Source organism: Streptococcus fryi (assembly GCF_053206505.1).
Genome location: NZ_JBRUGW010000024.1, coordinates 1 through 18,778, shown reverse-complemented (window position 1 = coordinate 18,778; position 18,778 = coordinate 1). Strand labels below are relative to the sequence as shown.

24 protein-coding genes are annotated in these 18,778 nt (G+C 38.6%); 4 read left to right on the top strand and 20 right to left on the bottom strand.

Annotation, left to right across the window (positions count from 1 at the left end; all coding sequences use genetic code 11):
- From ACVRZH_RS07270 to pbp2a, 16 genes are all read right to left on the bottom strand, one after another.
- Positions 1-318, bottom strand: a complete 318-nt coding sequence (locus ACVRZH_RS07270; protein WP_447454634.1) for a PTS lactose/cellobiose transporter subunit IIA — start codon at positions 316-318, stop codon at positions 1-3.
- A 16-nt stretch (positions 319-334) separates the two neighbouring features.
- Positions 335-1,165: a PRD domain-containing protein gene (locus ACVRZH_RS07265; RefSeq protein WP_447454633.1), complete on the bottom strand. Its 831-nt coding sequence runs from the start codon at positions 1,163-1,165 to the stop codon at positions 335-337.
- A 183-nt stretch (positions 1,166-1,348) separates the two neighbouring features.
- On the bottom strand, positions 1,349-1,864 hold the full coding sequence (gene lacB, locus ACVRZH_RS07260; RefSeq protein WP_447454632.1) for a galactose-6-phosphate isomerase subunit LacB: 516 nt from the start codon (positions 1,862-1,864) through the stop codon (positions 1,349-1,351).
- 17 nt (positions 1,865-1,881) lie between these two features.
- Positions 1,882-2,310 (bottom strand): galactose-6-phosphate isomerase subunit LacA, encoded by a 429-nt coding sequence (lacA, locus tag ACVRZH_RS07255; RefSeq protein ID WP_447454631.1) that lies wholly within the window; start codon positions 2,308-2,310, stop codon positions 1,882-1,884.
- Positions 2,311-2,498: 188 nt separating this feature from the next.
- Positions 2,499-3,581, bottom strand: coding sequence for a nucleotidyltransferase (locus ACVRZH_RS07250; protein ID WP_447454630.1), 1,083 nt, complete (start codon positions 3,579-3,581; stop codon positions 2,499-2,501).
- Positions 3,578-4,315, bottom strand: a complete 738-nt coding sequence (locus tag ACVRZH_RS07245) for a class I SAM-dependent DNA methyltransferase (RefSeq protein WP_447454629.1) — start codon at positions 4,313-4,315, stop codon at positions 3,578-3,580. The genes ACVRZH_RS07250 and ACVRZH_RS07245 overlap by 4 nt, the downstream gene beginning before the upstream one ends.
- Positions 4,316-4,386: 71 nt before the next feature.
- The gene (rsfS, locus tag ACVRZH_RS07240) at positions 4,387-4,743 is read right to left on the bottom strand and encodes a ribosome silencing factor (RefSeq protein ID WP_447454628.1); all 357 of its coding nucleotides are present in this window, start codon (positions 4,741-4,743) and stop codon (positions 4,387-4,389) included.
- A 13-nt stretch (positions 4,744-4,756) separates the two neighbouring features.
- Entirely contained in the window at positions 4,757-5,344 is a 588-nt protein-coding gene (gene yqeK, locus ACVRZH_RS07235; RefSeq protein ID WP_447454627.1) for a bis(5'-nucleosyl)-tetraphosphatase (symmetrical) YqeK, read from the bottom strand.
- Entirely contained in the window at positions 5,341-5,973 is a 633-nt protein-coding gene (locus tag ACVRZH_RS07230) for a nicotinate-nucleotide adenylyltransferase (RefSeq protein ID WP_447454626.1), read from the bottom strand. Before ACVRZH_RS07230 ends, yqeK begins: the two co-directional genes overlap by 4 nt.
- A gap of 11 nt (positions 5,974-5,984) precedes the next feature.
- Positions 5,985-6,308 (bottom strand): ribosome assembly RNA-binding protein YhbY, encoded by a 324-nt coding sequence (gene yhbY, locus ACVRZH_RS07225; protein WP_447454625.1) that lies wholly within the window; start codon positions 6,306-6,308, stop codon positions 5,985-5,987.
- A gap of 17 nt (positions 6,309-6,325) precedes the next feature.
- The gene (gene yqeH / locus ACVRZH_RS07220; RefSeq protein WP_447454624.1) at positions 6,326-7,432 is read right to left on the bottom strand and encodes a ribosome biogenesis GTPase YqeH; all 1,107 of its coding nucleotides are present in this window, start codon (positions 7,430-7,432) and stop codon (positions 6,326-6,328) included.
- On the bottom strand, positions 7,433-7,960 hold the full coding sequence (locus ACVRZH_RS07215; protein ID WP_447454623.1) for a YqeG family HAD IIIA-type phosphatase: 528 nt from the start codon (positions 7,958-7,960) through the stop codon (positions 7,433-7,435).
- A gap of 158 nt (positions 7,961-8,118) precedes the next feature.
- On the bottom strand, positions 8,119-8,661 hold the full coding sequence (gene nusG, locus ACVRZH_RS07210; protein WP_447454622.1) for a transcription termination/antitermination protein NusG: 543 nt from the start codon (positions 8,659-8,661) through the stop codon (positions 8,119-8,121).
- 137 nt (positions 8,662-8,798) lie between these two features.
- Entirely contained in the window at positions 8,799-8,972 is a 174-nt protein-coding gene (gene secE, locus ACVRZH_RS07205; RefSeq protein ID WP_447454621.1) for a preprotein translocase subunit SecE, read from the bottom strand.
- A gap of 9 nt (positions 8,973-8,981) precedes the next feature.
- Positions 8,982-9,134: a 50S ribosomal protein L33 gene (gene rpmG, locus ACVRZH_RS07200; RefSeq protein ID WP_447454620.1), complete on the bottom strand. Its 153-nt coding sequence runs from the start codon at positions 9,132-9,134 to the stop codon at positions 8,982-8,984.
- 57 nt (positions 9,135-9,191) lie between these two features.
- A complete protein-coding gene (pbp2a, locus tag ACVRZH_RS07195; RefSeq protein ID WP_447454619.1) occupies positions 9,192-11,480 on the bottom strand; it encodes a penicillin-binding protein PBP2A in 2,289 nt (762 codons plus the stop codon).
- A gap of 135 nt (positions 11,481-11,615) precedes the next feature.
- Between pbp2a and ACVRZH_RS07190 the strand changes: the two genes are divergently transcribed.
- Positions 11,616-12,491, top strand: coding sequence for an RluA family pseudouridine synthase (locus ACVRZH_RS07190; RefSeq protein ID WP_447454618.1), 876 nt, complete (start codon positions 11,616-11,618; stop codon positions 12,489-12,491).
- A 39-nt stretch (positions 12,492-12,530) separates the two neighbouring features.
- On the opposite strand, the gene ACVRZH_RS07185 is transcribed toward ACVRZH_RS07190, so the two are convergent.
- On the bottom strand, positions 12,531-14,156 hold the full coding sequence (locus ACVRZH_RS07185) for a Na/Pi cotransporter family protein (RefSeq protein WP_447454617.1): 1,626 nt from the start codon (positions 14,154-14,156) through the stop codon (positions 12,531-12,533).
- Positions 14,157-14,355: 199 nt separating this feature from the next.
- On the opposite strand from ACVRZH_RS07185, the gene ACVRZH_RS07180 reads away from it, so the two are divergent.
- Positions 14,356-14,880, top strand: coding sequence for a hypothetical protein (locus tag ACVRZH_RS07180; RefSeq protein ID WP_447454616.1), 525 nt, complete (start codon positions 14,356-14,358; stop codon positions 14,878-14,880).
- Between the two features lie 55 nt (positions 14,881-14,935).
- Positions 14,936-15,316, top strand: coding sequence for a lactoylglutathione lyase (gene gloA, locus ACVRZH_RS07175; RefSeq protein ID WP_447454615.1), 381 nt, complete (start codon positions 14,936-14,938; stop codon positions 15,314-15,316).
- 149 nt (positions 15,317-15,465) lie between these two features.
- Here the strand turns inward: gloA and ACVRZH_RS07170 are convergent, their stop codons facing one another.
- Complete coding sequence (locus tag ACVRZH_RS07170) at positions 15,466-16,308, bottom strand: DegV family protein (RefSeq protein WP_447454614.1); 843 nt, start codon at positions 16,306-16,308, stop codon at positions 15,466-15,468.
- Between the two features lie 140 nt (positions 16,309-16,448).
- Here ACVRZH_RS07170 and ACVRZH_RS07165 point away from each other — a divergent pair, with 140 nt between their 5' ends.
- Positions 16,449-17,003 carry a TetR/AcrR family transcriptional regulator gene (locus tag ACVRZH_RS07165; RefSeq protein WP_447454613.1) on the top strand — a complete coding sequence of 185 codons (555 nt, stop codon included), beginning with the start codon at positions 16,449-16,451 and terminating at the stop codon, positions 17,001-17,003.
- A 118-nt stretch (positions 17,004-17,121) separates the two neighbouring features.
- Here the strand turns inward: ACVRZH_RS07165 and ACVRZH_RS07160 are convergent, their stop codons facing one another.
- Complete coding sequence (locus ACVRZH_RS07160; RefSeq protein ID WP_447454612.1) at positions 17,122-17,940, bottom strand: Cof-type HAD-IIB family hydrolase; 819 nt, start codon at positions 17,938-17,940, stop codon at positions 17,122-17,124.
- Positions 17,937-18,560: a trimeric intracellular cation channel family protein gene (locus ACVRZH_RS07155; protein ID WP_447454611.1), complete on the bottom strand. Its 624-nt coding sequence runs from the start codon at positions 18,558-18,560 to the stop codon at positions 17,937-17,939. The genes ACVRZH_RS07160 and ACVRZH_RS07155 overlap by 4 nt, the downstream gene beginning before the upstream one ends.
- Between the last annotated feature and the right edge of the window lie 218 nt (positions 18,561-18,778).

Genomic DNA, 18,778 nt, shown 5'->3' with positions numbered 1-18,778 from the left:
TTAGTTTTCTCCTCTTCTGTATAATTCAATGATATGTTTCATCATATCTTTTAGTAACAAAGTTGTCATGAGATGATCTTGTCCATGCATCAAGGTCACGCTAAAAGCTAAATCATCACCATTTGCCTCTTTAGCTAACAATTCCGTCTGGGATTTATGAGCCTCAATAATGCATGCATTTGCATCTTGAATCAAAGCTTCAGCTTTAGCATAATCACCTGCTTGCGCAGCATTTAATGACTCTAACAATTTCGAACGAGCATCTCCTGCATAAGCTACAATCTCAAACCCCAACATTTGTAGTTCTTCTTTTGTCATATTGCTCTCCTTTCATTTATAGCAATCTTTGAATGTGTAAAGCCATATATACTGCTTCACTTTTTGACATCACTAATCCTGTTTCTTCAGATATTTTTTGACCAATGGCTTTTACAATAGCACTGGCTTGTGGATATTGTTCTTGCACATAAACCGCTAAGCTGTCTAAGGAAGGGTTGGAATCCTGAACCTGTTTTTCAAAGCGATCCACAAAATAAGCCTGATGAATCATAAAACGATCATAGAAATTGCTGTTTTCTTTCGTCCGTTTGATCTGATGTTGTTTAAGTTCCGTTTCGATCAATTGGCTAATCGTCTGCTTTAAGGAAGTTTGCTGCTTAACAACTTCTTCACCTTTGGCATTGATAAAATGTAATGCTATTTTTAAAACTTCATCTTCAGGAAAATCTTCAAAAATTTTCTGTCTAAATAAAGTCAATGCCTCTCTGGCCATTTGAAGCTCTGTGGGATACTCTTTTCCGACATCTGGTAAGCGACTATGTTGATAATTACCCTTCAGTAACGATTGATAACTCAAGTATATATGATCCGTCAAGGTGACATAAAGGTAACTCTGAACAGGAAACTGATATGTTGTTGTCAAATAATCAATGACTTCATAAGTAGCTGTAATAAAATCTAAAGGAACATCTTTTAACAAGGTTAAGAAATTCTCCTTAGATTCGTCATTTTTAAGCTGAAATACTTTTTCAATTTTACTCTCAACGACGATATCACCCTTTTTCTTTTGGAAGGCAATGCCAAGCCCCATAACAACAGCCTGTTCACCTTGTTGGTTCTTCACAAGCGCAACATTATTATTGAGGGACTGTACTATTCGATACATCTTAATCTCCTTTCTGTTTTTATATTGTCATAAGAACAGAAAAAGACTACAAACAAACCAAGGTCTCCTCCCTAGCTTATTTGCAGTCTCGCCTAAGTCATTTAGTTACGATCCACTCTTATTCAATTTCTAAAACCATTATAGCACATTTTATCTTTTGTGCAAGCGCTTTTATAAAAAATTTTAATCGTGGTAAAGACCTTTGTTCCATTTTTGGATAAATTCATCAAAGAAATGACTATCTTTCTGATCTTCATGACTTGTTTCAAGTTGAGTAATCTTCTTAATCAGGGACTCATTTGCTTCAGTCGGTTTGTATTCCGCTTTTAAGAAAGCCTCAATGATATCACAAATCAATAATTCTCCCGTAATTTTACCACCAAAAGCAATCACATTAGCATTTAGCTGCTCTTTAGCATACATTGCTGTCGATAAGTCTCTCACGAGGGCTGCTCTAACACCAGAAACTTTATTAACTGCGTTACTTATACCTACTCCTGTGCCACATAAGCAAACGCCCAAATCAGCCTCACCAGAGGATACAGCCTCACCAACTTTTTTACCATAGATAGGATAGTGAGTTCTGGTAAAGTCATAAGCACCCATATCTAAAACATCATGCCCTAAGGATTTCAAAAAATCCGACACTGCTATTTTTGTATCTGTGACAATATGGTCACACCCTAATGCAATTTTCATTTCATTTCTCCTTACTGTTAACACATTTTATTGAGCATATCGACACGAATCTGATGACGTCCACCATCATAAGTTCCTGTCACAAAACCTTCTGCAATTTTTTGACCTAACCCATGACCTACTAACTCAGCTCCAAGAGTTATAATTCTTGAATTATTATGACCGCGTGTCATGTAAGCAGTACGTTCATCAGAAGCTTCTGCCACAATCATACCTTTGATTTTGCTAGCTGCCATAAAACTGGTCACGCCATAATCATCAACGATAATTGCTAAATCATCTGGATGTTCTGTCAAATATTGTGTGACCTTGAGCGTCACATCAACAATATCAAGATCCTTTTGAAAGGACAAATCAACTACCTCGTGCCCCTTCTCCTTTAAATACACTACAATGCTGGTCTTCAATTCCAAGCCATTTGCATCCGAAGCAATAATAACTGCCATAATAACTCCTTTTCAGATTGACAATAAGAAAAAAGACCACAAACAGACCGAGAAAAGCTCAGCCATTTGTAGTCTTGCCTAATTATTCTTAGTTACAATCCACGACTATTTATTTTTACAAAGTCATTATATCACATTATAGAATCTTGTAAAGCGCTTTTATAACTTTTTTTGAAGTTCTGTAAAAATCATTGAATCGGAAATCTCCCCCAGCTTTGTTCTGATATGCCTGGGTGACCAAGCTGATAAATTTGGTCCGCTTTCTGCGTTGCTTCATCCCACGCCGTTGAGCCAATTCTAGTCACTAAATCAACACTTTTCTTTATGGATGATAGGTAGGCTTGACCAGCTGCACTAAACCCTAAAACGTGAATCGTTTGAGGTAGGGGTGCTTCTACAGCATTAACCAAAATATAGGTTAACAAACGACGAACTCTTGCCTTGGTATAGCGCTTCGTTGCTACTCGGTCAATCAAGTCATCGACAGTCGAAACGTGTTTTATTGCATCCTTCAAACGATTGGCCATTTCAGCATTGACCTGATAGATAGCTGTCAAATCTGGATGGCTTAATAGTTGATATTTCAGATAAAGGAAATAATCCTCCCATGATACGTGCTGAGAGGACACAAACATCTCGGCAGAAGGAATAACCTGAGCAATAAACTCATGGTCAAGCGAATGTTTCCTGATAGCAGTCGCAGAAGCAAATTGCCTATCCTTGTCTTCTGAATGAAAACCTTGTCCTTGGCGCTGAATCGGACATAACGATATCCCTAAAGGTGTTGCCGCTTTAGCATAAGCTAAAGCTAGAATATGATTAGGTGTTTGTCCTGTAAAGGTCAGACCGGTAAATTTTTCCCACATGAGCTGGGTCTTTTGAGGATAGGATAGGTCAGCTGGTAATTGATCAAGATAAGCCAGCATTTGCTCTTCTTTTTCACAGTATATCTGACCAATTTTATTATAATCTATAAGCTCTTCAGTCCCAAATGCTAGTTGCTGAACACCCAATTTTGCCAATATGTCAAGCGCTCCCTTAGCAAAATAGTCAGCTGATTGAACAGCTGCTAAAAAAGGTAATTCAACAATGATATCTGCACCATTTGCCAATGCCATTTTAGCCCTTGTCCATTTATCCACGATAGCTGGTTCACCACGCTGCATAAAATTCCCTGACATGACAACTATTTTTAAACCATCTACTTGGTCAAGTAAGTATTTATGACCATTATGAAAGGGATTAAATTCTGCTACAATACCTGTAATCATGGTTTACTCGCCACAAAGAACCAACGAGCTGAAGTATCTGAAGGTGCTTTATCTTCAAAATCTGCATAGACTTTGACATCCACAAACCCCGCCTGTTCCAATAAAACATCATAGGTCAACACATCATAAGTTCGTTCCTCATGTACTTCATCGTGACGTGTAAAGCGACCATCGTCTTCTTGAACAAAAAACGTTAACTCATGAACAACTGAATGCGGCGCAGCATCAGCGTAAGTATCCCAAACCATTGCAAAATCATCAGCATTTTCGTGGTAAGAATAGCCAGGAAAAACCTCATCTGTCTGATAGGTCGAATGAACATCGAAAATAAAAGTACCGCCAGGCTTCAAGGTCTGATAAACTTGCTCAAAAACATCACCCATCTCAACTTCATCAGCTAAATAACATAGGGAATCCGAATAACAGGTCACCAAATCAAAGCCTGAAAGAGTCGATAAATCAAGCATGTTACCTTGCACAAAGTGGACGGATTGACCTGCTACCTTGACTCGTTGACGAGCTAAATTCAGCATATCTTCACTCAAATCGAGACCTGTCACATCAAATCCTTTTTCTGCAAAACGCAGTGATTGAATCCCTGTTCCACAGGCTAATTCTAACAGTTTAGTCTTATCCTTTGGAAAATGGCGTAGGCTAAAATCTGTCCATTTATCATACAAGCCGTCATCCATGATAGCATCATAAACTTTGGCAAAAGTCTCATAAGTTGCCATATAGCATCCTTTCATTTGTAACATAAAAGCCCCTAAAAGCTGTTGAACAAGCTAATTTAAGGGCTTGAGCATTAAGCTGATAAGAAATCACCAGTATCACGAATTGGCGCATCATGCCATAGTTTTTCAAGATTGTAGTGATAGCGCTCGTCCTCTGAAAAAATATGAACGATAACACTATTGAGGTCCAATAGAACCCAACCACCTTTAGCATCTCCTTCAGCATGACTAGCATCGCCACCTGCTAATTTCACTTGCTCGCGAATATGTTCGGCGATAGCTTCGAGTTGACGACTATTGCTCGCATGCATAATAACGAAATAATCCGTCATACTTGTTAGCTCTTGTAACTCCAAAATGGTAATGTCTTCAGCTCTCTTCTCATCAGCAGCTTTGACAACCAATCCTAATAATTGTTCTTCTTTCACACAGTTCCTCACTTTATGTTAAATAACTTACAAAAGCATTGTAAGTTTCTAGGGTTTGGGGATAAATGGGCAAGCCTTTTGTTGCTAGATAGGCAATTGTTCGAGCAGTTGCATAAGCAACAGCCTCATCAAGTGACACAACGGCTAAGCGTCTTGCCTCGTCCACTCCAGGAAAATCACGACTAGGTTCAATATAATCAGCAATATAAACGATTTTATCAAGCAGTGTCATCTCAGCAGCTCCAACAGTATGGATTTCAATGGCTCTAAGAAGTTCATCATCTTCTAAGCCCAACTCCTCTTGAATGATATAACGACCTACTACCCCATGCCAAATATTATTTCCCCAGTTTTTCAACTCCTGATTCAAGTTGTACTGGTCTATCACTTGATAAAAACGTTCATCAGATTCAGCCTTGGCATAGTCATGCAAAAGCCCTGCAAGTCCTGCCTTACTAATATCACAACCATATTGAGCTGCAAGCTGTTTAGCCGTTTCCTCAACACCAATCATGTGACTTAAACGCCTAGAAGAGACTTTCAAAGACAATTTAGCCAAGAGCTCTTCTCTACCCATCCCTAGTAAATGTGCATAGGTCATTTGTATAGACCTTCCTTCTTAATATAATCTAACACCGGTTTGGGCAAAAGATAATGAGGCGTTCTGCCTTTTTTGATAAAATCCCTAATCATGCTTGATGAAATATCCATCAAAGGCACATCAACCCAAATCACTGGATAACTGGTACCGACTTTGTAGCGTGGTCGCTGCACACCGACAAACTGTACCATGTTAATAAGTTCATCAATACGGTGCCATTTAGGTAAATAATCCACCATATCTGCACCAATGATAAAATAATAATCCACATCAGGATTAGCTTCAATCAACAGAGACATCGTGTCATAAGTATAACTAATCCCTTGGCGTTCTAACTCAATCGTTTCAATACCAAGCCCCTCTACATCCTCAATAGCCATTTCTAACATCTTCAAACGATATTTTTCATCAATGGTCTCTTTTTTATCCACATGAGGGGGGGTGTATTCAGGCATCAATAAGACCTCATCAAGTCCCAACTGTTGTCTAACCTGATCAGCAACAACCAGATGAGCATTATGAATAGGGTTGAAATTTCCACCCAAAATGCCAACTTGCTTACGGGTCTTATCTTTACTTTCCACCTCTAACTCTACCTTTGTAAATGGGGTTAAAAGTTCAATCGCCATAATACCTCCAACTATCCTTGACTTCTAATCGCCTTTACTTTGACAGATAGTTTCCTATTTTCTTTACGAGATGACTCTTTGTACAAAATCAAAATACGGCCAATTTTCAAAACGGTATCAACACCAATCTCGTCTTCTAAAATCTCTGCGACGTCATGGATGTCCTCGTCTGTATTTTGCAACAAGGTCACTTTAATTAATTCCCTTGCATCAAGAGCATGACGAACACTTGTTTTGATTTGGTCATTTAAACCATTTTTACCGATTTGGATAATCGGCTTTAGGCTATGAGCTTCACTCTTTAAAAAAGCTCTTTGTTTGCTTGTTAATGCCATTATATCTCCTTTACTTTTTAAATCAGGGCCTTTCGTGTCAAGACAGCCACACCTTTAGGGGCGTAAGCGGACACCTTAGCCTCCCCATTGACACGTAGCCAACCTAATCCAGAGAACACGATGTCCACCTTACCATTGATGGTAAAGTCATGTTTCACGAGTTCTGGAAAATCTTCTTGTTCATTAGCACTTGGTGGTACAAGAAGGCTACCGACGTGCTTATCATAAAAGGCATCTGCCCCTTCTAACTTAGTACGATGCAAGGTCAAATTGTTATCAAAATAAGCTGTAAAACCTTGTTTTTCACCAGAAACAAAGTCAAAGCGTGCCAAACCACCCAAAAACAGCGTCTGTTTGGCGTTTAACTGATAAGTTTTGGGTTTGATTTCTTTTTTAGGGCTAACTAGCTTCAGAGACTTATCTGAGAGGTAGTGAGCCATCTGGTGACGGTGAATGATACCTGGCGTATCGTAAATGAAGCTACCATCATCTAAAGGAATCTCAATCTTATCAAGGGTTGTTCCTGGAAAACGAGAAGTGGTAATCACATCTTTATCACCTGTAATTTCCTGAATGATGGCATTAATAAGTGTTGATTTACCAACGTTTGTCACACCGACAACATAAACATCTCGACCTTGACGTAAATGCTCGATGCGGTCAATCAATTCTTTAATGGCATGCTTATTCTGTGCAGAGGTTAGTATCACATCAACTGGACGCAGTCCTTCCTCATGTGCACGCTCAGTCAACCATTGAGTAACCTTGCCATCCTTGACTGATTTTGGGAGGATATCTTTTTTATTACCAACTAATAAGACATCATTACCAGCAACAAAACGTGATAAACCTGGAATGACCGAGCCATTGAAATCAAAAATATCAATAACATTCACTACCAAGGCATCACTATCGCCAACCTCGTGTAACAGTTTTAAGAAATCATCATCAGACAACTGAACATCTGTAATATCATTGTAATGCCTCAATCTGAAGCAACGTTGACAATAAAGAGCTCCTATCTCCAGACCTTTTTCTAAGGCTGATTGAGGTGTATAGCCAAGACTATCTTTATCATCTGTCTGTATAGTAACACCACAGCCAATACAAATTAATTCTTCCACTTAAATGTCCTTCTTATACTCCAATTGACCATATTTGTCTTTTATCTTCATCATCACTCGGCGCTCTCGCCAACGGTTAAATTTAGTATTCCAAGCATCTGAAGCTACCAAAGGTTTGACTAAAATCGACTTAATGCCCGCCCTGTGTGCTGCACGAATATCTGTCATCAGTTGATCACCAACCATCACAACTTCGCTACGATCAAAACCATAACGCTCAATAGCCTTGTCAATTCCACGCGTAAAAGGTTTCATAGCACGCGCCACAAAATCGACATGAAAATGTTCAACTGCTCTCTGTACACGCTCGTGACTATTATTGGACACCACAATCACAGGCATATCTGCTTCAGTCATACTATCAAGCCATTCCCGTAACTCTGGTGTACCATCTGGATTATTCCACGCAATTAAGGTGTTATCCAAATCTACCAAAACAACACGAATCCCATGTTTTCTCAAACTATCTGGTCGTAAATCATACACTGCCTGAACGGCAAAGGTCGGTATATAGTCTTCTATACTCACGTTTCTCTCCAAAATTAGATTTTACCCTTAATTATAGCATGTTTTCATCAAAAAGGCACGAATTGACTGCTAAGAGACAAAAAAGTGGTGATACTAGACCACCACTACGATTACGCATATAACTCCTGACTTCGACATTTTCATCAAAGTATGTTATCTTACATCAACTCGGCAATTTGATATAGCTCCAACTCAGCAGCTGTTTCACTACCAAACATGTTAATCATAATCTTAACCTTGTTGTTTTCGATTTCAACAACACGACCCTCTTGACCCATGAAAGCACCGTCAATGATTTGTACCATATCGCCTGGTTTAATATTAGTATCAAAGACATCAACAGTTTGCCCCATAGAGATCAGAATCGCACGAATTTCTTCTTCAAGAAGCGGTGTTGGCTTTGAACGGTTACCATGTGAACCGACGAAACCTGTAACGTTGGGTGTGTTACGTACCACAAACCAAGCCTCATCCGTCATTACCATCTCAACCAAGACGTAACCTGGGAATCGATTTTCTTCAACTTCTTTGACCTGACCATTTTTTTCCACATTTACTGTCTGTGTTGGAATTTCAACACGAAGAATATTGTCTAACATGTTATAAGTCTGTGCACGTTGCAAGAGATTTTCTTTGACCTTATTTTCATAACCTGAATACGTTTGTAGCACAAACCAACCTTTATCGAAACTATCTAACATTTTAGCCTCCTTTTGACTAATTGATAATTGCATGGAAGATTTTCCATAATAAAAAAGCCTACCGGCCCTTGCTCACCAACATTATAACACAAAAGCAAAAAATGTGACAAGAACTTGCCACATTTTTACTGACTTTTTTAAAAACGATTGATGAGACTAAGTAATCCTGCTGAGATAAATCTATCAAACAAGAAAATAATCAATGCAAAAAATGCTGTGTATTGTAAAATTGATACGTAATCACGCCAAGCTTGTTTTGGTGTTGGCCAAGTTGTATCTCTTAAAATACCAAAAATACCTTTCTTTTTCACAAATGCCTCCTATCGTGTTTCTTTATGTAGAGTGTATTTCTTACAATGCTTACAAAATTTATTAACTTCTAATCGTGTTGGCTTTGGGTTACTGCTAACATTTATTGAGTAATTACGAGACCCACAATCCACACACGCCAGACTTGCTTTTTTCAGTGCCATAATGCCTCCATATTGTTTTAATGATACCATTTTTTATAGCCTGACGCAAGTCTAGTGTCATTTGAAATAATTAACAATATCTTGTAAGAGGCTTTGCGCTTTTTCAACGACTCCTGTTTCTTCAACAACCTCACCTAAGCGTTTCACCGCTTCTTCTGCAGACTCTCTTAAACCATCAATGATAGATTGAGATTCAGTCACCAGAGTAGGATCGATATATTCAGCTTCAATACCATTTTGAGCGTAAGCATTCTCAACAGTGAACGGTGTCCCTGGGGTATAAGGTAAAACATGGCTTGCTAAGGTACTGAAAATGTAGGAAGCTGTACCTGCACTCGAGTCTACCAAATAGTGATTTTCATCAGTCTTGTCAAAACCAACCCACTGACTAATGACCACATCTGGCGTGTAGCCAATAACCCACTGATCACCAGCTAGGTTAGGGTTAAACTCCGTCTCTGCCGTTCCTGTCTTTCCTGCCAAAACATAACCATACACATTAGCGTTAATAGCTGTCCCATTTGAAAAAGTGCCTAACATCATACTCGTCATCTTATCACTTGTAGCCTTGCTGATAATGCGTTTGGCTGAGGGGGTAAAAGTTTTCAATACCTCTCCATTAGCTTTTTCAATTCTGGTAATCAAATGTGCCTTATTCATGATACCATCATTCGCAAAAACAGCATAAGCTTGAGCCATTTCTAAGGGATTAGTAACAACGCCACCTCCCAAAGCAACGCCAAGTTCTTCTGAAGTTTGTTTCAAATTTAGCCCAAATTTTTTGCCGTAAGCAAAGGCTTGATTCAGACCCAATTTATCCAAGGCATAGACTGCAGGGATATTATACGAATTAGCTAGTGCTTGATACATCGGAACAACATCTGATTGAAATCCACCGTAATTGCTAGGTTGGTAGCCACGGAAATCCATCACACTGTTTGGTAGGTCGACATCAATATCCCAACCAGATGATACAGCCGGAGTATAGACGACCAAAGGTTTAATTGTTGATGCGGGGCTTCTCTGCGATTGTGTGGCATAGTTAAAACTACGAAACGTGGCTTCAGTTGAGTTGACACGCCCAACCAATCCTCTAACAGCACCGTCTTTAGGGTCTAGAGCAACACTAGCAGCTTGCGAGCGAGTACCATCATATTCAGAGACAGGGAATAAGCTATCATTATCAAATGTGACTTGCATACCTGATTGGTAATTTTGATCTAGTTCAGTATAGATTTTGTAGCCACTGTTGACAATATCTTTTTCACTGATACCATAAACCGATAAGGCTTCATTGATAACCGCATCAAAATAAGAAGGGTATTTGTAGTCATCTGAACGACCTTGATAAGTATCCGCTAAACGGTTACCCAAACCAATCGCTGCGGCCTCATCAGCAACTTCCTGAGTAATCTTTCCTGCATCAACCATGACCTGTAATACTGTATCACGACGATTAGTTGCATTTTCAATGGAATAATACGGATTATAAATCTCAGGACCTTTCAACATACCAGCCAGTGTTGCAGCTTCATCTAGCGTCAAATCAGCAGCCCTTGTTCCAAAATACTTTTGACTAGCATCCTCAATTCCCCATATACCATTGCCAAAATAAGCGTTATTCAAATACATGGTCAAAATATCATCTTTGCTATATTTTTTGGTCAGCTCCAAAGCTAAGAAAAATTCACGCGCCTTACGCTTAATCGTCTGATCCTGTGTTAAGTAGGCATTTTTTGCCAATTGTTGTGTGATTGTTGATCCACCACCAGAACGACCTAAGGTTGCAATAGCTAATAACATCCGCTTGAGATTGACACCATTATTCTCATAAAAAGTGCGATCCTCTGTCGCAATAACTGCATTTTCCAAATCATCAGAAATAGCATCTAACTCAACATAGGTACCTTTTTGTCCAGAAAGGCTACCAGCATAGTCCCCATAACGATCATAAATGACTGTGGTCGCTTTTAACGCTTCTTGCAAATCAGATACCTTAGCTGTTTTAGCTAAATAAAACAAATAAATCGATGTCAACAACACGAAGGTCGTGATGAGAATCATGATTATCTTAGTCAGATGGTATTTTCGCCAAAAACGGCGAATAGGATGTTTCTTATCAAGAGATAGACGACCAAGCAACTTACCTATATTTGTCTGATTGTGTTCCAATGACGATTGACTTCTCTGGTAACGAGACTCTATATAATCTTGCTCTTCATTACCCATTTCTTCGTCAGAATCAAGAGCAGCCGGTTGTTGATCTTCTATATCTATCTGATCATCTAAACTTGATCGTTTTTGTTTAGGAATAAATTTTTTCTTCAGTAATGTTAAAAAGTCCATAGCATAATTATAGCATGGAGATTTTATCATCTCAAGAAAAGACCCGAATGACTCGCTTTTTTCAGTCTTAAGACTTACTTTTTGACCGATTTTTCGGTAAAATGGTATCCAGTACCTCAAAATAAAGGAAATACCATGGTTGTCACTTATACTTTTTCAAACCCTTATCCAGATACTACTGTCAAAGACTTACTAGAACATCATTTGTTAATCCCTAGAAAAATTAGGCATTTTTTACGTATCAAGAAAAACATTAGCATTAACCATTCAGAAGTTAACTGGCAAAGTCTTGTCAAGCAAGGAGACATCGTCACATTAACCTTCACTAACGAAGAGTATCCTGACAAAGAAATCCTTTGGGGTAATGCTAGCTTGGTTAACTGTCTCTACGAAGATCAACATCTCATCATTGTCAACAAACCAGAGGGAATGAAAACACATGGTAACTCACCAAAGGAGATTGCCTTACTCAACCACGTATCTGCTTATATTAAACAGACCGCTTACGTTGTCCATAGGCTTGATATGGAGACAAGTGGTTTAATCATGTTTGCTAAAAACCCCTTTATCCTCCCTATCCTCAATAGACTACTAGAAAACAAGGCTATCTCAAGAGAATACTGGGCTCTCTCTAGCGGAAATTTTACTGACAAACAAACCATCTATAAAGATAAGATCGGACGACACAGACACGACCGTCGTAAAAGGGTAGTTGATTCCCAGAATGGACAAACTGCCATTACCATTGTCAAACGATTGAAACAGTTTAAAGGATCTTGTCTGGTCAACTGCCAATTAAAAACAGGTCGAACACATCAAATAAGGGTTCATCTAGCACATCATCAACACGCCATTATTGGCGATCCCTTATATGCCACAAAGCCTGCACCCCGTCTTATGCTACACGCCCATAGACTCTCTTTTACACACCCCCTAACCAATGAAAACATCACTGTGACTGCAAAATCTGAGACATTTGAACGGTACTTAAAAACACTTCAACCTAATTAAAACCTGACAGGAAAACTAGACCAGTCAGGTTTTTTATATCTATAATTGATTGAATTCTACTTTTTCAGCTAGATTCAAGGCATGATCTGCAATACGTGTACTTGGTGTAATCAAATCAATAAAGTTAATCCCAGCAATCGGGGTACAAATACCTTCGTTCATACGTTTGATATGGGTACGACGAACACGGCGTTCAAGGTCTTTGAGGTACTTGTGATTGACCTTCATTTCACCAACCAAGACCAAATCATTATCAATAATCACACGCATAGCGTCTAATAGGATGCTATGTGTTGAGGTATAAATATCTTCCAACTCTTTCTGAGCTTCTTTGGAGAAAGAAATATTTTTAGAAATATTATAATCCGTCAAACGAACAAGATTAAGCGCATGGTCACTAATGCGTTCAAGGTCACGAGACGAATCAAGAATACCTGCCAAGACTTCATTCTCGCTCTCACTTAGAATTTCATTTGATAAATCAATCAAGTAGTGTGTTAACTGTTCATCAATATTATTAACAGCATCCTCATATTTTTGTACTTTTTTAGCATATGTTTCGTCATTGGTTTCAATATACTTAAAAGCTGCTTCAAATGCTTGTGTCGCATAAGCGCCAAGGTGAATCAATTCTTTTTTGGCGTTACCTAATGCAAACGACGGAGACTGTGTCAATAGCATGCGATCCAAGTAGTGAGGTTCGTATTTTTCTTGTTCGTCCTCTCCAGGAATCATAGTCGTCACAATATAAGCCAAAGTACCGATAAACGGGAAGAGCAAGATGGTATTCGTAATGTTAAAAATACCATGTGCCACAGCGATATTCATTTCTGATGTCAAGTGAAGACTATTTCCCAACCAAGCCACAAAACTGGTAAAAGGACTCAATAGCAACAAGAAAAGCACACTACCTAAAACATTGAAAAGAACATGGGCACCAGCAACTCGTTTAGCTGAAACACTTGCACCTAGAGCCGCAAGAACTGCTGTAATACATGTCCCGATATTACTACCCAACATCATCGGAATAGCACCTTGTAAGTCTAGTAACTGACTGGCATACATCCCTTGTAAAATACCAATGGCAGCCGATGAGGACTGAATCAATACTGTAAATAACGTTCCTATAAAGACACCTTGAAGAGGTTTATCACCTAGTGTAATCATATAATCATGGATAGCCTTAACATCACGCAAAGGCTCCATTGCTGAACCCATTAGTTCAAGTGAGAAAAATATTCCTCCTAAACCAAACAAAATCTTACCAATGTTGTTAAGTTTTCGATTTTGAACAAAAAGTAATAAAATAGCACCAACAAACAAAATAGGAAGACCATAGTCACCCAATTTAAAACCAATCAAAAAAGATGTGACTGTCGTACCAATATTGGCACCCATTATAATTCCAATAGCCTGTCTAAGCGTCAACAACCCAGCTGAAACAAGACCAATAGAAATCGCTGTAACTCCCGAACTGGATTGGATTAATCCAGTAATGATAATCCCCACTAAGACTCCGTAAAAAGGATTGCTGGTATATTTATCAATATAATAGCGCAGTTTATCTCCTGCAGCCTGTTGTAAACCATCTCCCATATACTTGATACTAAAGAGAAATAGCCCTAAGCCACCAATAAAAGAGAAAAGAATCTCTTGCCAGTTCATAAAGTGTATCCTCACTTAAAGAATTTAACAGCAATGCCGTCTTCTACATTTTATAAGAATACAGTAAGATAGACAAGGGGTTACAGAAGAAATTTTTAGGTTTTTTCAGAATTAGGCTATAAATGCTTGAAAAATCCAGTATTTACACTATAATAGAATAGTATGCCCTACAATTTAAACACTTAGAAAAGGAAAAAGTATGAAATCGTCTAAAAGTGAAATTGTCTACTTTATCTTAACCGTTATGGTATTATCTCTTGCTGGTTTTCTATATGTTTTCTTCGGAAACAAACATCAAGTTGTTAATCCTAACACACAAATGACTGTCACACAAAATACAGATAAACCGGAAGAAAAAGCTGAAGATAAACCAGAGGATGTCCGTTTAGCTGAAGATTATTTAGCAACACTTGACAAGGAACTAAACGCAGAAAACCTTGCAACTGCTCAAGCTGCAATCGATATTGTGTCCAACCAACAAGAAAAAGACCGACTACAAGAGGCACTTAACGGTTTATCTGCCGAACTTGACAATCAAGGCAAAGCTCAAGAACTAGTCCTCCAAGCAGAAAGTGTACAATCAACACCTAACTGGGAGCTAGCTCAAAATGCTGTTAATGCCTTAACAAAAGAAACGCTTAAAAATGAGTTGCAAAATCGCCTCAATGTCGTCAAACAAAACATTGACGCCTACAACCAAGCTAATGGCATTACAGCACAGTAATATTAAGAAATACCCCTAGTTTATACCCATCACTATTATTTAAAAGGAGTTCCCTATGGCAAGCAAAATGCTTCACACTTGTTTAAGAGTTGAAAATCTTGATAAATCAATCGCCTTCTACCAAGAGGCTTTCGGCTTTAAAGAGACACGTCGTAAAGACTTCCCTGAGCATAAATTTACAATTGTTTATTTAAGCCTTGAAGGAGATGATTACGAGCTAGAATTAACCTATAACTACGATCATGGTCCTTATGTTATTGGAGATGGCTTTGCTCATATCGCTTTAAGTAGCGCAGATCTTGAAGGCTTACATCAAGAACATCTCAAGGCTGGTTATGAGGTCACTGATTTAAAAGGACTTCCAGGTAACCCACCAAACTACTATTTCGTCAAAGATCCTGATGGTTATAAAGTAGAAGTTATTCGTGAAAAGTAAAAAGAGCTAGGCAATGAACTGCATTCCAAAAGTTAGACAAGATATCTAACGATTAGGAGGGCAGTACAACGCCTAGCTCTTTTTATAAGTTCATATCAACAGCTTAGCAATCTAGTTAAACTATGCTGTAGTAAAAACAGTACGGCTCTTTAAATTTCATAGCCCATCAGTATACCACCTTCTTCGGCATAAAAGCTACATAGACCAGATGTTGGTACTGTAGTAAAGGATAGATCTGGGAATTTAGCACGAAGGCCCTCTTCTAACTGTTGGCAAATTTTATCATTATTACGATGTGTAATGACAACCTTACCACCCTTGTAACCAGCTTTAATCATCTCTTCAATAGTTGAAGTAACAGCTTTTTTCTGACCACGCGCCTTTTGAAGTAATTCTAGTTTGCCATCCTCACTTGCTTCTCCAACCATTCTGATATTCAACAAGCCAACAACTGTCCCAATCAATTTGCTCAAACGACCATTTTTGACCAGATTATCGACTTTAGCTAATACAAATACCAGTTTTGTTTTCGCGTAATAGTCTGTAATGGCAGCAACAAAGTCATCAAAAGCTAACCCTTCTTTAATCAAACGATTGATTTCGAGGGTTAATAAGTCAACCTGACCTCCAGCAGAAAGCGAATCAATCAAGTGAACGTTAGCATTTGGATTCTCTTCTAAGTACATTTCCTTAGCTAGACGAGCACTGTTCTGACTACCAGATAATGTGCCAGTAATCGTTACAACAACAATATTATCAGCACCACGGTATGCTTCCAGATAGGCATCTGGGCTCGGACAAGCAGAACCCGCAGCAACAGAAGATGCATACATGCTATCCATCATTTTATCAATATCTAGATTAAAATCATCCAAGAATGTTTCGTTGCCAATTTGAATAGTAAAGGGCACTTTAACAAACTCAGTATCAGGAGCCAGATCAGGTAACTCTCTAAAATCACACCCTGTATCTACAACAATTTTCCAAGTCATTTGTTTTCCTCTCTTCATAACACCATAATAACCATTTAGTTTTGTTTGACAAACAAACTAATTTCACTTAAAATTATATCATGAATATAGGGGAATGACCCCTTTTTAAAATCAGATGTCACAGATAGAGAGGATTTGTTATGGCAATATCACCAGCGTCTTTAAAAAATCTTTCCCAATCCAATAAAGAATCAAATCATCTCACAAAGGAAGCTCTGGAAACTGCCTTACTTTTTTTGTTGGAAAAAAAGAGTTTATCTCAAATCACGATTTCTGAATTAGTGATCAAAGCTGGTGTATCCCGCAATGCCTTCTATCGTAATTACAAATCAAAAGAAGATATGCTAAAAGGGATTCTAGTCAAGGTCACGAGACGAATTTTTCGAGGACTAAAAGATTTCAATCTCAAGACGCAAGCCTATCAAGCTTGGTTATACTTATTCACAGAAGCTAAAAAAGAGGCTAAAATCCTCACGCTCGCTTTTCAGCACCATCTGGAGACCATTATCATGACGACCGTAGCCAAACGCTTTAAAGCCTACCAGCGTTACCGTCGTAAAAAAACATCTAGCTACGCAACCTCTTTCTTCAGTAATGCTATTGTTTCTGTCCTTGGAAATTGGGTGGCAGATGGTATGACTGTTTCTGCTGAAGAAATGGCAGCAATGGACTTACCACTATTGCCTATCAGTTAGACCAACAACCATTACGATGATTTTCAGAACTAGAGCATAATCATATTAAACCCTCACTTAATGCATCGCATAGTGAGGGTTTTTCTGATATCACAATTTTAGCAAAAACAATAACCTGTTAATCCTGATGTAGAGCGTATTGATAAATAGCTTGAGCAACACCAGCAGCGTCATTTGTACCTGTCACATATTTAGCAAGTGACTTAATATGTTCAGGACTATTTCCCATAGCAACACTATATCCTGCCAAGGTTAACATTTCAATATCGTTGTTGGCATCCCCCAATGCCATGATTTCATCTGAGGAGATAGCAAGTCTATCCGCTAAAGCTTTCAAAGCAGCAGCCTTTGTTGCGCCTTTTGGCATCGCTTCAAAAATAATAGGTTGACTTCTGACAGTACTAAAACGCTCACTCAATTCAGCTTCGTAACGTTCTTGGAAGCTATCCAAACGGCTTTCTTCAGCTAAAAACATCGCTTGGAACTGAATATCATTTAAAGCTAGCAAATCATCTGTTGTAATAGATGTTGGCTCTAAATAGACCAGACTAGCATCCTGAACAACGATATCCGAAGGCTCCTCATCAATAACATAATAATGTTCTTTTTCATCAAAAATTGTCAATTGTACGCCTTTTTCTTTTCGAGATACATCTGATAGTAATCGAATGTCCTCTGCCGTCAAATGAAAATCATCAATCAATTTCCAATTCTCTGTTGCATAAGTTGAACAACCATTGTTAACAATCACATATTCATTTGTTAGACCTAATTGTTCAAAAATAGGGCGCGTTCCTGGTAAAGGGCGTCCTGTACAAAGAACAACCTTGATACCAGCAGCAACAGCTTTTTGAATAGCCTCAACATTCTCTGAAGGCAACTCTTTTTTATGGTTTAATAATGTCCCATCAAGATCAATCGCAATTAACTTTATCATTTTTTCTCCCCTTTATGATGTGTAACATGTGGCAACTGCCACTTTTTCTTATACCCTAACAGACGAAGTCCTGTGATTAAAGAGACCAAAACCAGATAATCAGCATCACTTTTGACAATTCTTAAGTGAATAATAATAGCTGCCAAAATAGCCCATCCAGCATATATCTCGCTCCTTAGGACTCCTGGTTTACGCCCCGCCAGGATATCCCTTACAATACCACCACCAGCTCCTGTCAAAACGGCTGCAACAATCAAAGCACTCAAGGGCTGACCAAGTTGCTTTGCATACAAGGCACCCTGAATACTAAATGCCGCTAAGCCTAAAGCATCCGCAAAAACACCTATCCTCTGCCAAGGCCTAGATACTGTTCCTGGCATCAAAATGGTCGCTAAGATAGCCAATATCGCATAGTAAAAACCCGTCCCTTGACTCCATAACGCCGACATAGGAAGACCAATCATGACATTTCGGATAGCTCCACCTCCAAAGGCTGTTAAAAAACCTAGAGTAAATATACCCAATATATCAAAATCCTCTTCTATCGCCACCATTGCTCCTGACACCGCAAAAGCCAATGTTCCGATAATACTTAATAGAAACCATACCGTGTCATCCATGAGTTATCCTCTCACCTTTCAAGTCACTGCTTCTATTGTAACATGAAAATAACAAAAGAAGTAGCCTTATTCATAAGCTACCTCATTATTGAGGCTCTATAATTTCTGTAGTGGGTAACTCCACCATAGAGATTATAGGGCCTTTTGAGTATCAAAAAGTCCCATATGACCTATAATGAAAAGCAAGCAAACCATCATTAGAAAGCCTCATATGGAAT

What these genes read in the sequence shown, in the direction of transcription:
- ACVRZH_RS07270 (WP_447454634.1), bottom strand. Translation starts at nt 318, where the DNA reads ATGACAAAAGAAGAACTACAAATGTTGGGGTTTGAGATTGTAGCTTAT.
- ACVRZH_RS07265 (WP_447454633.1), bottom strand. Translation starts at nt 1,165, where the DNA reads ATGTATCGAATAGTACAGTCCCTCAATAATAATGTTGCGCTTGTGAAG.
- lacB (WP_447454632.1), bottom strand. Translation starts at nt 1,864, where the DNA reads ATGAAAATTGCATTAGGGTGTGACCATATTGTCACAGATACAAAAATA.
- lacA (WP_447454631.1), bottom strand. Translation starts at nt 2,310, where the DNA reads ATGGCAGTTATTATTGCTTCGGATGCAAATGGCTTGGAATTGAAGACC.
- ACVRZH_RS07250 (WP_447454630.1), bottom strand. Translation starts at nt 3,581, where the DNA reads ATGATTACAGGTATTGTAGCAGAATTTAATCCCTTTCATAATGGTCAT.
- ACVRZH_RS07245 (WP_447454629.1), bottom strand. Translation starts at nt 4,315, where the DNA reads ATGGCAACTTATGAGACTTTTGCCAAAGTTTATGATGCTATCATGGAT.
- yqeK (WP_447454627.1), bottom strand. Translation starts at nt 5,344, where the DNA reads ATGACCTATGCACATTTACTAGGGATGGGTAGAGAAGAGCTCTTGGCT.
- ACVRZH_RS07230 (WP_447454626.1), bottom strand. Translation starts at nt 5,973, where the DNA reads ATGGCGATTGAACTTTTAACCCCATTTACAAAGGTAGAGTTAGAGGTG.
- yhbY (WP_447454625.1), bottom strand. Translation starts at nt 6,308, where the DNA reads ATGGCATTAACAAGCAAACAAAGAGCTTTTTTAAAGAGTGAAGCTCAT.
- nusG (WP_447454622.1), bottom strand. Translation starts at nt 8,661, where the DNA reads ATGTTAGATAGTTTCGATAAAGGTTGGTTTGTGCTACAAACGTATTCA.
- rpmG (WP_447454620.1), bottom strand. Translation starts at nt 9,134, where the DNA reads ATGGCACTGAAAAAAGCAAGTCTGGCGTGTGTGGATTGTGGGTCTCGT.
- pbp2a (WP_447454619.1), bottom strand. Translation starts at nt 11,480, where the DNA reads ATGGACTTTTTAACATTACTGAAGAAAAAATTTATTCCTAAACAAAAA.
- ACVRZH_RS07190 (WP_447454618.1), top strand. Translation starts at nt 11,616, where the DNA reads ATGGTTGTCACTTATACTTTTTCAAACCCTTATCCAGATACTACTGTC.
- ACVRZH_RS07185 (WP_447454617.1), bottom strand. Translation starts at nt 14,156, where the DNA reads ATGAACTGGCAAGAGATTCTTTTCTCTTTTATTGGTGGCTTAGGGCTA.
- ACVRZH_RS07180 (WP_447454616.1), top strand. Translation starts at nt 14,356, where the DNA reads ATGAAATCGTCTAAAAGTGAAATTGTCTACTTTATCTTAACCGTTATG.
- gloA (WP_447454615.1), top strand. Translation starts at nt 14,936, where the DNA reads ATGGCAAGCAAAATGCTTCACACTTGTTTAAGAGTTGAAAATCTTGAT.
- ACVRZH_RS07170 (WP_447454614.1), bottom strand. Translation starts at nt 16,308, where the DNA reads ATGACTTGGAAAATTGTTGTAGATACAGGGTGTGATTTTAGAGAGTTA.
- ACVRZH_RS07165 (WP_447454613.1), top strand. Translation starts at nt 16,449, where the DNA reads ATGGCAATATCACCAGCGTCTTTAAAAAATCTTTCCCAATCCAATAAA.
- ACVRZH_RS07160 (WP_447454612.1), bottom strand. Translation starts at nt 17,940, where the DNA reads ATGATAAAGTTAATTGCGATTGATCTTGATGGGACATTATTAAACCAT.
- ACVRZH_RS07155 (WP_447454611.1), bottom strand. Translation starts at nt 18,560, where the DNA reads ATGGATGACACGGTATGGTTTCTATTAAGTATTATCGGAACATTGGCT.